The sequence below is a fragment of the Vibrio sp. SCSIO 43133 genome, assembly GCF_023716845.1.
Classification (GTDB): domain Bacteria; phylum Pseudomonadota; class Gammaproteobacteria; order Enterobacterales; family Vibrionaceae; genus Vibrio; species Vibrio mediterranei.
Genome location: NZ_CP068025.1, coordinates 356,832 through 374,029, shown reverse-complemented (window position 1 = coordinate 374,029; position 17,198 = coordinate 356,832). Strand labels below are relative to the sequence as shown.

Genomic DNA, 17,198 nt, shown 5'->3' with positions numbered 1-17,198 from the left:
AAGTAACCTACAAGCTGTAAAGTAGACTGTACAATGAAATCAAAAGTTCTCGGAAGCACACTTATTATTGCCGGTACAACCATTGGTGCTGGTATGCTCGCCCTTCCAATAGCCTCTGCTGGTATTGGTTTTGGTACTTCTTTAGTACTCATGTTCGCCTTATGGGCCTTAATGGCTTATACCGCTCTGTTGATGGTAGAACTTCACCAGTACGCCGATCATTCCGCGACATTACACACACTAGCTAAACAAGTACTAGGGAAAAAAGGCAAATACATCGCGAGTTTCGCCATGCTATTTTTGTTCTATGCACTTTGTGCGGCCTATATCGCGGGTGGCGGTGGCCAGTTCGCTGACCGTTTAGATATGCTTTTTGGTATTCGTTTGCCAGGAACCGCGGCCACTCTTCTTTTTACCGTTTTAGTCGCGTTAACAGTTACCATTGGTACTCATGCGGTAGATAAACTCAATCGAGTACTCTTTACGCTGAAACTGATCGCAATGGGCAGTGTTCTATTTCTACTAGCTCCTAATGTCACCCAAGGCTACCTGATGAGTATGCCTGTTCAGCAAGGTCTCATTGTCGCTTCTATCCCAGTCATTTTTACTTCTTTTGGTTTCCACGGCAGCATTCCTGCGATTGTGAACTACCTCGAAGGCGACACAAAAGCGCTGAAAAAAGCAATTGTTATTGGCTCTAGCTTACCCCTTGTTATTTATATTTTCTGGCAAATTGTTACCTTAGGCGTGGTACAACAAAGTACACTGATTGAAAACTCTGGTTTGTCTAACCTAATTGGCTTATTGGCGGAAGCAGTCCATGTCGAGAAGCTCGCTACTATTATCGGTGTATTCGCTGATTTAGCCCTAGTAACATCATTCTTGGGTGTGAGCTTAGGTCTTTTTGAATACTTAAGAGATTTGGGCAGCAAGTTCACTTCAAAACAAAATGGCACCAAGCAAACAGAAGGCCTGTCATTCTCTCAACGCGCAATTGCTGCGCTAGTGACATTCCTTCCACCGCTATGTTTTGCTTTGTTCTATCCACAAGGTTTCATCATGGCACTAGGTTATGCAGCGATAGCACTTGCTGTACTGGCTATCTTCCTACCAACCATCATGGTGGCCAAAACACGTAAACAGTTTACAAGTGAAACTGGCTATCAAGTCGCTGGCGGACACATTGCACTTTATTCCTCGATGTTGATCGGTGTGATTATTGTTGGTTCTCAGTTACTTGTATCATTTAAGATCCTCCCTGCACTTGGCTAGTTAAGTGATCGTTATCACATTTAAAATGAATGCAGCTAAATGTATTTCATAAAATGTCGATATCATACCAAGATTGAAGGTCCTCAATGAGGGCCTTTAATTTTATCAGTCTATTCAAATAACAATATCACTCCCGGAGTTATCATGAGAGAAGTGAAATTTAGAAAGATCGACGCCTTGTTCATCAAGATGTCGATTAATGACAAGATGTGGGTACTATTTGCCCTATTTTTCGCCGCACTTACCTTTTCTGCGGTCAGTCGTTATCAAGACAGCATCTCAAATGCAGAGCAACAAGCAATCGCTAGTGCTGAAGCCAGGCTATCTAGTTATTTAGAAGTAAGTTCAGCAACGGGTAACTCAAGCATTTTGAAAAACTTCAACGTTATAGAATCCACAAGCCAAGCATCTTCGATCAATAGCGGTCAGGTAACAGCAACAGCTCGCGGGTTGGATGGCAAAAATTACAGCCTAACCACTTCAGCTTCTATACAAATAGACAACGCCAAGTCTCAAGCACTTACCACTCTTGCTCTCACTTATCTCTGGCTACTGCCTTTTTCTATCTTTAGCTATTGGTTGGCCACTTTCCTCGGTGGTGCACTATTTACTCTTTACTCTACCACTCAAAAAATTGCCGACGGCGACCTAACCTCTCGTCTTAATTTTGTCGCTGGCCGCGATGAGTTTGGAACCATAGGTGTGGCATTGGACCGCGCTATGGACACTTTAACTGAGCTAGTCACCACCGTTAAGTCATCTGCAACCAGCCTGGAAGAAACAGCCTCTTCTTTTCAAGAGGAAATGGCGAAAAGTAACAACCAAATCAACAATCAATATGCGTCACTTGACTCAGTTGCTACCGCTATGGAACAGATGACGGCTTCCGCTCAAGAAGTGTCGAACATTTCTCGTCAGTCAAATGAACAAGCGGAAGAAGATACCAAGCAAGTTGAGCTCAGCTATCAACGCGTTCAACAAGCTATTGGTGATATCAATCAATTGTCTGCGTTTATCGAAGAAGCTTCACATTCTGTAGCGGCTTTGACGGATAATACGACCCAAATTAATGAAGTAATTACCACCATCAATGCAATCTCTGAACAGACTAACCTATTAGCGTTAAACGCAGCTATTGAAGCTGCAAGAGCGGGTGAACAAGGCCGAGGTTTCGCAGTCGTCGCAGATGAGGTTCGCACGTTAGCTGGTCGTACTCAGACAGCCACGGTCGAGATTCAAGCTATGATTGAAAAGCTTCAATCTGAAAGCCAAAATATTGCCGCCATTACTCAACAAACGGTAGAACAAGCCGAATCCAGTAGCGCACTGATTTCGGAGATTGGACATGACGTCAATTCTATCGCCGACTCATCTCGCGCAGTAATGGACATGAGTACTCAAATTTCTACATCAGCGGCGGAACAAAGCGCGGTGGCTGCTGAAATCGCAGCAGAGCTCAGTGATATTCGAGTTCAGTCCGGTACCATTCGCGAAGTAGCGGAACAAAGCGAAGTGGGCGTATCAAACCTGACTAAAGCGACGATTACACTGGGAGAAGTACTGACTCGTTACCGCACTTAACGTGCTCTGCTCATAAAGCAGTATTTCAAATTAGAAAGCCAGCATAGCTGGCTTTTTTGTTTTCTAATCCTAAACCACCTTCTAGGAAGGTGGTGATCGTCCATTAGGGCTTTGCCCGAAGGACGCTCATGTTCAAGATATCCAAGTTTGTAACCAGCAAATCAAGGACAAAAAGAACATGAGCAGATATGAATCCGCTTCGCACGTATATTACAGGTGCCAGTACCATATAGTTTGGACGCCCAAGTACCGCCTCAAAATACTCAAGGGTAACTTGGGCAAAGAGCTGTACCGAAGTATCTACATCTACAGCAACATGAAAAACTGCAAGGTTGTAGAGTTGAACGTTCAAGTAGATCACGTCCACTTGGTTGTGAGAATGCCACCAAGTTTGAGTATTTCAAAGTATATGGGATTTGTAAAAGGACGGACAGCGATAAGGTTGTTCAACAAATTTCCGTATCTAAGAAAGCAGAAGTTATGGGGCAATAAGTTTTGGCAGCGTGGTTATTTTGTTGATTCGGTAGGAATGAACGAGGAAATAATCCGAAGATATGTCAGGCATCAAGATCGTGTTGGAAAGGAAGAAGATGAGCGTCAGATGCATCTGGGGTTGAGTAACTAAAAGTTAGCCCCCTTTTAGGGGGCCATTCAAAGCCACCTGCTCAGCAGGTGGATTATTTACTGGCTTATTTTCAATATACAAAGAAACACCAAATACAAACCTAGATGCATATTAAATTACACATCAACACGCATATTCATTCGTTGAACCAATATCTCATCTGTACAAATAGCGACCAATAATGACTGTTAGTGACATAAGTCGCATTAGCGCGTGAAATCGAGCAGTTTTCCACACTAGATATTTGAGCTCGTATTACTATTAGGAGGGTCAAGGTAACTTCGAGTAGTTAGGAGAGATATGTCACATAGCAAATCACAAGAACCATATACAGGACTATGTCCCGAGTGCGGAGCAGATGAAGGCCTGTTGTCTGAAGATAACGAAACGTTCTTGTGTGCGGAATGTGGCTACTACACCACAGAATTGACGAAGCAAACAACTCGTAGCTACCAACAAAAGTTCAATGCCACGTCAATCAAACCTTTTACGCTAAACTGTTCTGTTCATTAATGTGTTCAATGACCTGTTTCATTGATGTCAAACAGGTTGCATTTTTCTGTTCGTAGTCACAGCTGGTGGCAAAGTGTACGGTTCTAATACCCGCTGCTATGCCCATTTTGACGCCTTTCGATGTATCGTCAATATAAACGCACTCATCCGGTAGAAAACCCATCATGGTTACTGAGTATTGAAGCAAATCGGGTTCAGGCTTCCAACTGTTGGCATCAAAAGCAGAAATGACTTTACCTCTGAATTTATCACTCAAGCCAACAATAGAGAGCATCTTTTGGGCTTTAGAAAGTGGACTGTTGGTAACAACACAATATTCAATGCCTTGTTGGTCCAAGTGAGAGAGCAGCTCCAATGCTCCTTCCATAGGTCTAAGCTTCTGCTCAAACAAGCGTTGAGTTTCATTACGATAAATAGGTTCTAGTAAATCCAGCGAAACATGACTTTGTGCCAACGATTGAGCGGAAGATAGAACGTCCGCTATCTTGCCGCCCGAAAAGTTATCCGATACCGCTTCTATACTTAGCGTTACCCCTACCTGCTCAAACGTGGCAACTATCGCCTCACAACACAATCTTTCACTATCGACCAGTGTTCCATCACAATCAAACAACACACATTTTACTTTTGACATCAAACACCAAGCCTTACAACACTTATTTTTCGTAAAATATTAATATACTTCCCTGATCAATATGTGGGGCTAGGCGTGAGTTTTTATATATTGTTTTACTTGATGATCGAAACTTCCAAGCAGATCACCGTTTTTCAATCCAAAGGTCAGATTCTTTTGCAATATCTAAGGTTTGTATTAGAGACGCTATAATGGGCTCCGGGCTTAAATCCTGTGCGCTATGACAGGTAACTAAGTCCGAGAAAAGAACAACGGTGTCTTCTTTACTCACTAACACCGCGGCACAAGCTTCGCCACCCTCAAAGCCCAGATATAGGTCATGCGACTGGTCTAAAATAATTTGTGCGAAAAATTCCACTATCGCATTCTGATGGTGTTCAACCGCCCACCTTTTCGCCTGCAATAGAGCAAACATGACTGTTAATCTATGAAAATCAACCTTGTGCCACTCGATGTTCAAATCGCTTTCAGAGTCCACCTTAAGCGACTCTAAGTAGTTGCTCGACAACGACTCCTGATACAGTTCCCTTCCCTGTACGCTTTCAGGTGTTGGGAAATCAACGTCTATCTGGCTCGCTAGCCATTGATTTTTGTTGGTATAAAGTCGTTCTGCGACATCTTTCATAATAATCCTGTTCGATTTTTCGAGTAACCTTGGTTATGGTATACAAAAGCGTTAATAAAAAGGAATGCTCTCTATGTTTAAAAAGCTCTTGCTGGTCCCTGCCCTGACACTAGCCTTATACGGTTGTGGTGATAAAGAGGTAGGTGATGTATCGCTGGGTATGTTCACATTAAAAGATATCAAACTCAATACTCTAACCGATCCTATTGTTACCGGTGTTACTTGCCATATTGCCAGCATTGAAGCTGACTTAAGCCTATCTGATCCAAGTGATAGCTCTATCTCATGTCGACAAACTGGTGAGATAACACCAGAAATGATCGCGCAAATCGATAAGTCGAAGTCAGGTGAAGTGGTCTTCAAGAAATCTAAGAGTATTTTCTTTAAGAGCATGAAAGTACGTCGCATCTATGACAAAGATAACCAAACGCTTATGTATCTTTCATACTCTACCAAAGAAACGTCAGGTAGCTTTAAGCACAGTCTCTCAACTGTTCCACTATGGAATACTGCTGCCTATGTTGAGCCGGCCACTGAAGTAGCCCAATAAAACATAAGCGGGTACTTTAATAATTAGAAGTACCCGCTTCCGCCAATAGTCATTATTTACATTGACCCGCTTGTATACAACCATTACAGCTTGTGACGGAATCTAAATGGTCACAAAACACGTAACTGGTATTCTTCCCTTTAGCGTTGAGCTTTACTTCCATTAAGGCTTTATCTGCCAATGCCAACAGTTGATCTTCCAATCCTTTTTGCAGAGATGCGACCCCAAGACTTATCTTGATCTTGAACGGATGACCAGTGCTCGAATAGAGGGTTTTACTTGCTACCGATTCACGTACTCTTTCAGCCAATCTATAAGCATCCGGCAGCGAGGTTTTTGGAAGTAAAATAGTGAACTCATCTCCACCAAACCGAAAACAAAAATCCTCTTCTCGCACCGTCCCTAACAGGGTCTTCCCTATCGACTGGAGAACGTAATCTCCAATACTATGCCCAAATCGGTCGTTAATGGATTTAAATCCATCCACATCCAACATTAAACAGGACATGTCATGGCCATGTCGTTTAAACGATGCGATCTCATGCTTTAATTGGAGTTCAAGAAATCGACGATTATACAAGCCGGTTAGTACATCCCGAATAGCGAGGAACTCAAGTTCATTGTGGCGCGCCACGGTCTTTGAAATATCAATCGCTAACCCAAATATTCCGACCACCTCATTATGGCTGTTGAAAATGGGTGACTTCATATTTTGGTAGTGCTTAACCTCACCCGATTTCAACGTGTTCACTTCAACGTTTGAAACCGTTTTTCCATTCAGAACCGACACATCATTTTTGATAAGGTCACTTGCCTGCTCTATCGAGAAAAACTGATTGTCATCAGCACCGATAATCTCTTCTCTAGCACGAGCAAACAATTGACATACCGCTTCATTGACGTAGGTGTAACATCCGTTTTTGTCTTTAATAAAGAAATAACAATCCATGCGATCAAGCACTTCTTGAATTTTCTCTGGGCTTAGGCTTGAAATATTCAATATGCAATCCGTGTCATTGTAACTAGTCTTAGGTTAGTCGGCTGATAAACCATGTCAAGACTATGGTTATGCATTGGTTAACAGTCTGATTAAAGATTGGATTTCACCCCTTTCTGCATATGGTCAAAATCACACAAACGCTGCAATTTTATGAAACATTATTGAAGTCATTGTGATATCATGCCGCCAAATTTCGTTCCATCAGCGTTTACTATGAGATTCCCTGGACAACGTAAGTCAAAACACTATTTCCCAACTAGCAAGAAAGATCTGTCTGTTAGCCAAGCTCAGTCAGCTCCAAAGCTATTCCGACCGACTATTATTGGTGTTGGTCAAACGATCGTTGATATCGAAGCACGAGTTGACGATGCTTTTCTTGCTAAATACGACCTAAGTAAAGGTCACTCTCTGGTACTTGAAGAAAGTAAAGCAGACGCGCTTTATGAAGAACTGGTTGCTGAAGGACTAATTACTCACCAATTCCCAGGTGATACTATTGGTAACACGCTACACAACTATTCAGTTTTGGCAGATAGCAAATCTGTTTTACTGGGCGTTATGTCAAAGAACATTGAAGTAGGTTCGTACGGTTACCGTTATCTATGCCGAACGTCTTCACGCATGAACCTGAACCATTTACAAACTGTTGATGGTCCAATTGGCCGTTGCTACACGCTAATCACCGACGATGGTGAACGAACATTTGCGATCAACGAAGGTGAAATGAACCAACTTAAGCCAGAGAGTATTCCAGAGTCTGTGTTTAACAAGGCTTCAGCTTTGGTTGTTTCTTCTTATCTAATGCGTGGTAAGCCAGAAGATCCGATGCCTAAAGCGGTTGCACGTGCAATTGAGATCGCAAAATCTAAATCGGTACCCGTGGTGTTAACGTTAGGAACTAAGTGGGTTATCGAAGGCAACGAAAAGTTCTGGCAGGATTACATTAAAGACAATGTCACTATCGTTGCTATGAATGAAGAAGAAGGTGAAGCACTCACTGGATTCTCCGACCCACTACTTGCCGCCGACAAAGCGTTAGACTGGGTTGATTTGGTATTGTGTACAGCTGGTCCTGACGGCCTATATATGGCCGGTTATTGCGACAATGTTGCACTCCGTGAAACGACGCACGATATTCTTGAAGGCGAAATCGATGAGTTCAACAAATTTGAATTTAGCCGAGCAATGCGTAAAGCGGATTGTGCAGACCCGCAGAAAGTCTACTCTCATATTGGCCCATATTTAGGTGGCCCACTGGAAATTAAGAACACCAACGGCGCAGGTGATGGTGCTCTTTCGGCTCTACTTCACGACATGACAGCCAATGACTTTCATTGCCAGAATGTTCCAGAGTCAGATAAACATGTTGCACCTTGCTTAACCTACTCTTCTCTTTCACAAATTTGTAAGTATGCGAACCGAGTGAGTTACGAAGTCCTAACACAGCACTCGCCACGACTCACCCGCTCTTTACCAGAGCGAGAAGACAGCTTGGAAGAAGCATACTGGGATCGATAAAAAAGAGGCTTCGGCCTCTTTTTGTTTTCAAAACAATCAACTAAATAAAGAGTGATTAAAAATAGAACAGATTGCTGAATATTTAACTTTACAAAGGATTTTTAACCAGTATTATCCTGACGCAAACGTTTTCCTCAATAATTTTGTGGCTTTTAAGGACCGTTAATGCTATCTGATATTGATATCTGTCGTACGACGTCTCTTTCCCCTATTTCTGAGATTGCTAAGCAATCTGGACTACTCGACTCTGAGTTTCATCCTCAAGGTTTTCACAAGGCAAAAGTATCCTTAAACGCGGTAAACCGACTCAAAGACAATATTGATGGCAAGCTTGTTGTCGTCACTGCCATCACTCCTACACCACTAGGTGAAGGCAAAACCGTGACAACAATTGGTTTATCACAAGGCCTGAAAAAGCTTGGTCAATCGGTCATGGCGTGTATTCGTCAGCCGTCAATGGGTCCAATTTTCGGTGTGAAAGGTGGCGCTGCAGGTGGTGGTTACTCTCAAGTTGCACCGATGGAAGAATTGAACCTTCACCTGACGGGCGATATTCACGCGGTTACCGCCGCTCACAACCTTGCTGCTGCCGCAATTGACGCTCGTATTTACCACGAACAACGCCAAGGTTATGAAGCGTTCGAATCTCGTACTGGGCTTAAAGCATTAAAAATTGATATCAAGAATGTCGTCTGGAAACGCGTAGTTGACCACAATGACCGAGCACTTCGCATGGTGACAGTTGGCCAAAACGAGGTGAACAAAACCATTAATGGTTATGAACGTGAAGACGGATTTGATATCTCCGCAGCCTCAGAGCTGATGGCGATTTTAGCACTATCGAAAGACTTAAAAGATCTGCGTTCACGTATCGGCCGCATTGTCGTGGCTTACTCTTTAGATGGTGAGCCAATTACCACCGAAGATCTTCAGGTTGCAGGTGCTATGGCTGTTAGTATGAAAGAAGCCATTGAGCCAACCTTAATGCAGACTCTTGAAGGGGTTCCAACGCTTATCCATGCGGGTCCTTTTGCCAATATCGCTCATGGTAACTCATCCATTATCGCCGATAGCATTGCGACAAAGTTGAGCCGCTATACGATCACTGAAGGTGGTTTTGGTTCTGATATGGGTTTTGAAAAAGCGTGTAATATCAAAGCCTCTGCAACAGATAAAAAACCTGACTGTGCTGTGATCGTGGCGACACTTCGTGGCTTAAAAGCGAACTCTGGACTCTATGACCTCAAACCAGGTACGCCTATTCCAGACTCTATCTACGGTAACGACTCGAACGCCCTGCAAGCTGGGTTCGAGAACTTGAAATGGCATATCAACAACGTAGCTAAATATGGTGTACCAGCGGTCGTCGCTATTAACCGCTTCCCTCAAGATAGTGACGAGGAACTTAACCTTCTAAAATCTTGGATTGAAGCGCTTGAACAAGATTGCCGAGTAGCAATTAGTGAAGGATTCGCAAAAGGTGGCGAAGGCACTAAAGAACTCGCACAGCAGGTTATAGCGGCCTGTGAGAACGAAGCGAACTTCAAACCACTTTACACACTCGATCAATCCATTGAATCTAAACTAATGGCCGTATGTGAAGGTGGTTACGGTGCCGCTCGAGTCACTCTGTCTTATCAAGCGCAAAAGCAGCTTGAACTATATGAAAAACATGGCTTCAATCACCTCGCCGTATGTCTTGCTAAGACCCCTCTGTCTATCACCACCGATGGCAGTATCAAGGGCGCACCAAAAGACTTTGATGTTGTAATACGTGAACTGCGTTTGTGTGCTGGTGCTGGTTTTATCTATGCACTTTGCGGCAATGTAATGACGATGCCAGGCTTACCAGACAAACCAGCCTTTATGTCTCTTGATCTTGATGACGAAGGCAACATCATTGGACTAAGTTAATCTACTTATCTGATTTAGCTATAAAAAAGCGACGTTACAACGTCGCTTTTTTTTAATCTATTAACTATCTACTGCGCTACTATCAAGGTCAATTCGACTCGCCTATTACAAGCCTTCCCATATTGTGTTTGGTTCGTGCACTCTGGAACATTTTCGCCATAACCACGCGTATAGATCATCTGCCTAGGTACTCGTTGACTGATCAAGGTTTGGCGAACGGACTCAGCACGTTTGTCAGATAGCTTATCGTTGATTGCCACAGTTCCGGTATTATCTGTATGTCCCCCGATTACAACATCAATCCCTTGCTGGCCAGATAAGAAGCTCGCCAGTTGTTGAAGCCATTGTGCAGAGGTGCTAGCTACATGTGCAGAGCCAGTATTAAAGTGGATTTTTTGCTTTAAACGGATCATGACATAGTCACCAGGAACTAACTCATAGTCGAGACCATTGTTGACCAAGTAGCGCTCAAGAACATTCCAAGACTCGGTGCGCATTTGCCCATAAGGTCCTTGAACGCTGGTTGAGGCGATTTTTGGCGCATCCGCCCATTCTGGATGCATCACATCAAACTCTGACTTCGGAGCCGTTTGCAGCATGTCTGGAAATAGTTTACTTGTTGTCGATGACACGGCACTACATCCCGCTAGTAAGGAGGCAGCCAATACCATCCCTGCTTGTTTCAACGTAAACATGTCACTCTCCAATTATTCCTTTATACGCTGTTAACTATCGGCGATTAATACAGAAACTTTATAGCGAAACATAAAAAAACTGACGGAATTTAGGTTTCGCTTTGTAACGATTTGACGAGCTGAATTGCTTGTAAGCAGACTTAAATAAACGTTAAACTCTGTGAGTTATTTTCATATAGAAGCTCAAACATGTTTAAAACTCTTACTAAAACTTTATCCGTGATGGCCTTGGCTCTTGTTGTTTCGGCTTGTAGTGACTCTGATACAACACCCGTTGAGGGCAAGCAATATCGCACACTTGATGCCAACCTGAGCACACTGCGCTTACCTCAAGTTACCGAAGTATTCTCTCTAGGCTGTGGTCACTGTCGTAACCTTGAACCAATGCTCCCTGAGTTAGAGTCATTGACTGACAGTAAACTTGGTAAAGTCCATGTGATGTTTAATGAAAGCGCACAAATCGCTGGTATGTTGTTCTACTCTGCCGTCATGCAATCAGAAAACAACGTCGTTCCTGCTGACATGAAAGACGAGCTATTTGCACTCGTTCAAAACCCAGATATGGATGGCAGCGCAAAGAAAGTTGAATTGGATCGAATCTTTGAATCTCGTGGAATGGTTAGCCCATACAACCTGAGCGAAGCGCAGCAAAAAGAGCTGTTTAATTACATTCAAACCGCAGAAACCGTATCGACTAAAGCGCAAATTAATGCAGTTCCAACGTTTATCGTTAATGGTAAATACGAGGTGATGCTATCGGGTCACCAAGACATTAATGAAATCGCTGAAACCATCAACTACCTAAAAACAAAATAACAATAAGGAATTACTGTGTCTAAAGTCTTAATCCCTCTCATTGTTCTGCTATTAGCGGCATTCATGATCTATCGAACTTGGACCAACAGCAAAGCTGGTGAGGAGAACTTTCAGCAAGGCCAAGCATTCCTTCTTGAAAACGCTAAGAAAGAAGGCATTATTACTACCGAGAGCGGCTTACAATATGAAGTGCTTGAAACTAGTGGCAATACTGAAAAACCAGGTCCTAAAAGCAAAGTTAAAGTGCATTATCACGGCACGCTTATCGACGGTACTGTGTTTGATAGTTCAGTTGACCGTGGTACACCAATTAGCTTCGGGCTGAACCAAGTTATCAAAGGATGGCAAGAAGGTCTTCAACACATGTCTGAAGGTGACAAATATCGCTTGTACATCCCAAGTACATTGGGTTATGGCAAGAAAGGTACTGGCCCTATCCCTCCGTCGGCAGTATTGATTTTTGATGTTGAATTGATTGAAATTCAATAATCAAAACTATAAACAAAAAGAGCACCTATAAGGTGCTCTTTTTGTTTCGTTCTCTATCGAAAAGGTCACTGTACCGGATGAAATTCAAAGCCTGACTCAGTAACCAAATAACAGTCCATTCCACCAGCATGCGCAGCTTGAAGGCCTAATTGAGTGTCTTCAAAAACTACACACTTCTTAGCGTCTACACCCATATTCTTAGCCGCTAACAAGAACGTTTCTGGATTAGGTTTGTGACTCTCAACATCGGTTGCCGACACTACACAGTCTAAGTCATTCAAAACTCCAGCGTGCGTCAATAGCTTCAAAGCAGAGTCACGTTGGCTCCCTGTACCTATCGACATGGGTTTGGTGCCTTTATATTGCTGAAACACTTCATAAGTGTGTGCTATTGGCTTACCTGTTAGTGGCAATTGTGCAAAAGCATTCATCTTAAATATCGACACTTGTTTCGGATCCAATTCGATACCATAACGCTTTGACACCTCACCCGCGATCTTGACACTTGGCATACCTCCCAGAGAATGCAGCCAATGGCGATCAAATGGAAAATCGAATTTCGTTGCCGTCATTTCCCACGCTAAGACATGGTTTGGCATGGTATCCAACAACGTGCCATCCATATCGAAGATAATTCCATCATACAACTCTAAATCTAACAACTGGTTAACCTCTTGTGGTTCATTAAGGGCATTAACATTACAAATTTATTACTAAAGAACGGCGTACGCTTACCGATACAATAGTAAATAATAAAAAAACGGCTTAGTTTTGTGTAGTCTTTCCATTTTTGAGTTTAGAAAAACTTTTATAAGTGACTAGAAATCAACAAGTTGATACATTCCGCGCTCAGAAATATTTAAGCACACATATTCATATTGCCAATCCAATTGCTGGCAATATCTTTCTCGCGAATATGAAAAGGTTGATAATGAAGATCAAGCACCAACTTCTACTTTTAGGGTCAATATCCGTATTGGCTATCGCCTCAATGTTAATGTCTAGTAGCTACTTTGCGAAGACTACAGATAACCTTACCAATGCTCTCACTAAACTGAGTCAACTTGAAGTCACTTTGTTGAATCTTCGTAGAAATGAAAAAGATTTTTTATTACGTAAAGACGAAAAGTACCTAGCAAAGTTCAGAGTCAACGCTGAACATTTCCGTAATCAACAGAATGAACTTCAACTCACCCTTGCCAACGCAGGTGTCTCTCTTCCAAATCAACTATCAGCGGAGCTTGCAGCGTACGAACAAGCCTTCACAAAACTAGTAAATGGTTACGTTGTACTTGGTCTAAACCTTTCACAGGGTCTGTCTAAGCAATTTCTTGAAGTATTCCATCAAGAGCTTGAGCGAGACATCACTCATGAATTATTGCAATACCACGATGACGTTATGTTTGGCAATGTTGCGACCGTGAAACCAACCAACAACCCATCACTTAATACTGTTGGTCAAAATGTCCTTAAGCAACGTGAAGTCATTGGCTTTGCCTACGACCAAGGTTTGCTTGGGCTAACTCGCAGCAATTCTCATAAGATTGAAACAGATTTTGAGGATTTTAATGCTCAATTAAACCGTGTACTTGATGACAAGATCCAAACCATCATGACCGCAAAATGGACCATTTCTGTTCTATTACTTGTTGTCATTGCCGCTCTCATCACTTACATAGTCAGAGCAATCAACCTTAATGTAAACCGCTTGCAGTCTACTATCTCGGATATTGCTGAACACAATGACCTAACCAAAAGAGTATCAGTTAAAGGCAACGATGAGATAGCCTCGATTGGTAAAGCCGTCAATTCATTGCTGGATAACTTTGCTTCATTAGTTGGCAACACACAGAAGCAGTCTTCAGAGCTTAGAAGCAGCAGTACCAATATGGAAGATGAATTGGAGAATGTGATTCATCAATTCCATAGTCAAAGTGACCACACTAACTCAATGGCAACGGCGGTTCAGCAAATGGTAACCACCATTGACGAAATTGCACAAACTACTCACAACGCCGCTGATGTGGTAAACAAAGCAGCGGACAACTCTCAAAACAGCCGCGCATTTGTTGAAAACACTGTCGGTAATATCGAGTCCCTTTCTTCCGTACTAGCGGAAAGTAACAATGAAATCCGTTCCTTGAATGAGCATGTTGGCAAAATTGGCGGAGCGGTTCATATTATCCAAGATATCGCGGAGCAAACTAATTTATTAGCACTAAACGCAGCTATTGAAGCAGCTCGCGCTGGCGAACAAGGACGTGGATTCGCAGTGGTCGCAGACGAAGTTCGTGCCTTGGCTAGCCGAACACATCAATCAACGGAAGAGATCACCAACCTCGTCAGTGCGATTCAGGCTCAAATGACAACGGTGGTTACCGACATAGAGCAATGCAACGCTCAAGGAGCAGAAACATTGTCTGCCTCTGCGAAGCTTGATAGCGCACTACAGCAAATCTCTGAGGACATGGCTGAAATTCAGACCAACTCCGATCAAATTGCCGCGGCGATTGAAGAGCAAGGCATAGTAATGGGTCAGGTAGGCGAATCCATCACAGAGCTTAATGAAATTTCTAATGACAACATGTCGAATGCACGTAACTGCTTAGATGAAGTGAAAAACGTGTCTAGCCAAACCACCAAAATGGACAGTGCCATTTCAATCTTTAAGATTTAGGGAACGGTAACTAAGACAAAGGCCACGTCAAAATGTGGCCTTTTTGTATTCCATTACTTTTTAACAAGCACTTGTTCGTGCTCCATAAGTTCACGTACAAATATCGATGGTGAGGATTGATACGTCACCCACACTTTGTTTTTTGCTCTTGTTAATGCAACATAGAACAAGCGCCGCTCTTCAGCGTGTTCATAAGTATCTGTGCCTATGGTCAGGGCATTATTTAGGTGAACGAACTTCCTTTTCGCTGGGAATTGTCCCTCATCAGCGCCTATCACAATAACGTAATCCGCCTCTTTGCCTTTACTAGAGTGACAGGTCATAAACTCCAACGACAAGTTTGCAAACTGCTTACACCAATCACCAAACAATTCCGGTTTATGATAGTGGTTACGTCCTAACAGCAACACTGATTTACCTTGTTTGGACTTGCTATTAAGTTCCTCAAGAATTTTCTCTACATGGCTGCCCTGCTCCACAATCACTGCCTTTTGCTTAGCGGATTTGTGGCTCTTAATATCTTTAGTCAGTTGTGTCGGATTGGCTTGAATGAAGTCAGACGCCACTACCAACAACTTGTCATTAAAACGATAAGTCGTATCTAACAAGTGGATAGAGGCGTTAGGGAATCGCTGTTCAAAGCCTGTCGTCAAATCCACATCAGATCCAGTAAACTGATAGATGGACTGCCAATCATCGCCCACAGCATAGAGTGTTGCATTGGTACCATCTTGAAGCTTTTGTTCACAAAGGGCTTGAACCAACTCTAAACGATCAGGGGAAATATCCTGATACTCGTCGACCATGACAAACTTCCAGTTCGATTTAAAGCGCGAAGCAGAAACATGTTTAGTCGCTTTAGTAATCATCGAGGTAAAGTCAATTTGCTCATTCTCTTTGAGCATCTTTTGCCACGCTTGATAACAAGGCCAACATAGCGCCAACTCACTATTAAGCCGCGCATACTCTTCTTCGTCTATGATCTTCTCTTGAATCGCTTTCTTCGATAATCCAGCAGAAATCAATTGGTCTAGTTGCTGTTCTAGCCACGCGATGAGCTTAGGGTTTTCACTTTGACTGCCAAGCTCCTCATCTCCTTTTAAGTAGGCAATAGGCCATTTAGATAAGTGTTTTTGCCAACGTTTGAAGTTGGTTGGTGTCATCCAATGCTTCTTCAGCCAGTCAATGCACCAGGCCGTTTTTTGTGTTTGCTCAGTCGCTAATGGCGTTAATTGAGGTGGTTGATTCTCAGTTTCTTTGAGTATCTTCAGTCCTAATTGATGGAAGGTCAGCACCGAAATAGCGTCAGCCGTTTGCCCCAGCTTTTTCTCAAGACGTTGCTTCATTTCATTAGCAGCGTCCCGACCAAACGCCACCAATAGTATCTGGTCAGCCTGTGCGAGATGACTTTGGAGCAGATAGGACACACGCGCCATCAGCACACTCGTTTTACCTGAACCTGCTCCGGCAAGGATCAAATTTTGATCATTGTTATGCAGAACCGCCATTTGTTGTGAGTAATTAAGTGGAGATGACTCAGATTGCGAAAATAATACTTGCCAATTCTCACGCTCATTTTCCAACCATGTTTGGTTTCGTTCTGCTAGCACTGTCGCTGTATCATCCAACCATGGAATGAGGTTGTTGATTCGCTTTGGCATTGTGCGCATCGCTTCAGAAAGTGACATGTTGATTTCAAGAAACTCGGAGTTTACTTCATCCGCCCATGACACCATTTGTGATTGAGGCAAAAATTGTGGCAGAGAACGCAAGCGTCGTAACTCATCTTCCCATTTCGGTAGATAGGTATTCAGCAAACCGCATTGTTTATGGTGCCATTGCTGGTAACAACTCACAGCATGTTTGGCAAAGTCCTGCGCTTCTCTCCAAGGTACCCCCTGAACCACCCAGCATACCTGTTTGCCATTCTCTTCGTGCGCAAACACCGACACGGATGACCATACTAACCCTCGCTTAACACTTAATTTTCCCGACCATTCACTAAACGGAATTCGAACCTCGGCGCGCACCGAGTGCAGCACAAGGCTATCGCCATTAAGTTCAAGAGAGCGAAATTCGTGTTGAGTAAATAACTCAGCGGTTGGGGAGGCAGTTAGCAGCATGTTGTTCTAAGGGTTCTAATCAGCAAATCTCTCACTAGTCTACTGTATCAGCCAATGATTTCCAGATAACTTTATGTAAAATCTGCGAAAAGGAATCCAAACTCGAATTACGATTTCCTATTATTCTCTAACAGACAGAGTGCTTTTCATTACGAACATGCACAAA

Annotated in this window: 16 protein-coding genes; 10 read left to right on the top strand and 6 right to left on the bottom strand. The window is 43.0% G+C overall.

The window, feature by feature from the left end; all coding sequences use genetic code 11:
* The first annotated feature begins 33 nt into the window (after positions 1-33).
* From JKJ11_RS18505 to JKJ11_RS18490, 4 genes are all read left to right on the top strand, one after another.
* Positions 34-1,272 carry an aromatic amino acid transport family protein gene (locus JKJ11_RS18505; RefSeq protein WP_252039724.1) on the top strand — a complete coding sequence of 413 codons (1,239 nt, stop codon included), beginning with the start codon at positions 34-36 and terminating at the stop codon, positions 1,270-1,272.
* 144 nt (positions 1,273-1,416) lie between these two features.
* Positions 1,417-2,853, top strand: coding sequence for a methyl-accepting chemotaxis protein (locus JKJ11_RS18500; RefSeq protein WP_252039723.1), 1,437 nt, complete (start codon positions 1,417-1,419; stop codon positions 2,851-2,853).
* A 178-nt stretch (positions 2,854-3,031) separates the two neighbouring features.
* On the top strand, positions 3,032-3,478 hold the full coding sequence (tnpA, locus tag JKJ11_RS18495) for an IS200/IS605 family transposase (RefSeq protein ID WP_252039722.1): 447 nt from the start codon (positions 3,032-3,034) through the stop codon (positions 3,476-3,478).
* A gap of 300 nt (positions 3,479-3,778) precedes the next feature.
* On the top strand, positions 3,779-3,991 hold the full coding sequence (locus JKJ11_RS18490) for a hypothetical protein (RefSeq protein ID WP_006074373.1): 213 nt from the start codon (positions 3,779-3,781) through the stop codon (positions 3,989-3,991).
* Here JKJ11_RS18490 and JKJ11_RS18485 read toward each other — a convergent pair.
* On the bottom strand, positions 3,966-4,625 hold the full coding sequence (locus JKJ11_RS18485; protein ID WP_006074374.1) for an HAD-IA family hydrolase: 660 nt from the start codon (positions 4,623-4,625) through the stop codon (positions 3,966-3,968). The two genes, JKJ11_RS18490 and JKJ11_RS18485, sit on opposite strands and share 26 nt — an antisense overlap.
* Before the next feature lie 124 nt (positions 4,626-4,749).
* Positions 4,750-5,250: a hypothetical protein gene (locus JKJ11_RS18480; RefSeq protein ID WP_038226690.1), complete on the bottom strand. Its 501-nt coding sequence runs from the start codon at positions 5,248-5,250 to the stop codon at positions 4,750-4,752.
* Between the two features lie 73 nt (positions 5,251-5,323).
* On the opposite strand from JKJ11_RS18480, the gene JKJ11_RS18475 reads away from it, so the two are divergent.
* Positions 5,324-5,800, top strand: coding sequence for a CreA family protein (locus JKJ11_RS18475; RefSeq protein WP_006074376.1), 477 nt, complete (start codon positions 5,324-5,326; stop codon positions 5,798-5,800).
* Between the two features lie 52 nt (positions 5,801-5,852).
* Here the strand turns inward: JKJ11_RS18475 and JKJ11_RS18470 are convergent, their stop codons facing one another.
* A complete protein-coding gene (locus JKJ11_RS18470; protein WP_124942026.1) occupies positions 5,853-6,800 on the bottom strand; it encodes a sensor domain-containing diguanylate cyclase in 948 nt (315 codons plus the stop codon).
* A gap of 213 nt (positions 6,801-7,013) precedes the next feature.
* Between JKJ11_RS18470 and JKJ11_RS18465 the strand changes: the two genes are divergently transcribed.
* Together JKJ11_RS18465 and JKJ11_RS18460 are read left to right on the top strand one after the other, a co-directional pair.
* Entirely contained in the window at positions 7,014-8,318 is a 1,305-nt protein-coding gene (locus tag JKJ11_RS18465) for an inosine/guanosine kinase (protein ID WP_124942025.1), read from the top strand.
* 165 nt (positions 8,319-8,483) lie between these two features.
* Positions 8,484-10,232, top strand: coding sequence for a formate--tetrahydrofolate ligase (locus JKJ11_RS18460; protein WP_252039721.1), 1,749 nt, complete (start codon positions 8,484-8,486; stop codon positions 10,230-10,232).
* A gap of 68 nt (positions 10,233-10,300) precedes the next feature.
* Here the strand turns inward: JKJ11_RS18460 and JKJ11_RS18455 are convergent, their stop codons facing one another.
* A complete protein-coding gene (locus JKJ11_RS18455) occupies positions 10,301-10,927 on the bottom strand; it encodes an OmpA family protein (protein ID WP_081836463.1) in 627 nt (208 codons plus the stop codon).
* Between the two features lie 189 nt (positions 10,928-11,116).
* Here JKJ11_RS18455 and JKJ11_RS18450 point away from each other — a divergent pair, with 189 nt between their 5' ends.
* Together JKJ11_RS18450 and bamJ are read left to right on the top strand one after the other, a co-directional pair.
* Positions 11,117-11,743 (top strand): thioredoxin domain-containing protein, encoded by a 627-nt coding sequence (locus JKJ11_RS18450; RefSeq protein ID WP_252039720.1) that lies wholly within the window; start codon positions 11,117-11,119, stop codon positions 11,741-11,743.
* Positions 11,744-11,758: 15 nt separating this feature from the next.
* A complete protein-coding gene (gene bamJ / locus JKJ11_RS18445; RefSeq protein ID WP_006074753.1) occupies positions 11,759-12,232 on the top strand; it encodes a BamJ family beta-barrel-assembly machinery protein in 474 nt (157 codons plus the stop codon).
* 65 nt (positions 12,233-12,297) lie between these two features.
* On the opposite strand, the gene JKJ11_RS18440 is transcribed toward bamJ, so the two are convergent.
* Positions 12,298-12,894 (bottom strand): beta-phosphoglucomutase family hydrolase, encoded by a 597-nt coding sequence (locus JKJ11_RS18440; protein WP_256200716.1) that lies wholly within the window; start codon positions 12,892-12,894, stop codon positions 12,298-12,300.
* Positions 12,895-13,163: 269 nt separating this feature from the next.
* On the opposite strand from JKJ11_RS18440, the gene JKJ11_RS18435 reads away from it, so the two are divergent.
* Positions 13,164-14,909, top strand: a complete 1,746-nt coding sequence (locus tag JKJ11_RS18435; RefSeq protein WP_124942021.1) for a methyl-accepting chemotaxis protein — start codon at positions 13,164-13,166, stop codon at positions 14,907-14,909.
* 53 nt (positions 14,910-14,962) lie between these two features.
* Here the strand turns inward: JKJ11_RS18435 and helD are convergent, their stop codons facing one another.
* Complete coding sequence (gene helD / locus JKJ11_RS18430) at positions 14,963-17,032, bottom strand: DNA helicase IV (protein ID WP_252039719.1); 2,070 nt, start codon at positions 17,030-17,032, stop codon at positions 14,963-14,965.
* Positions 17,033-17,198 lie beyond the last annotated feature (166 nt).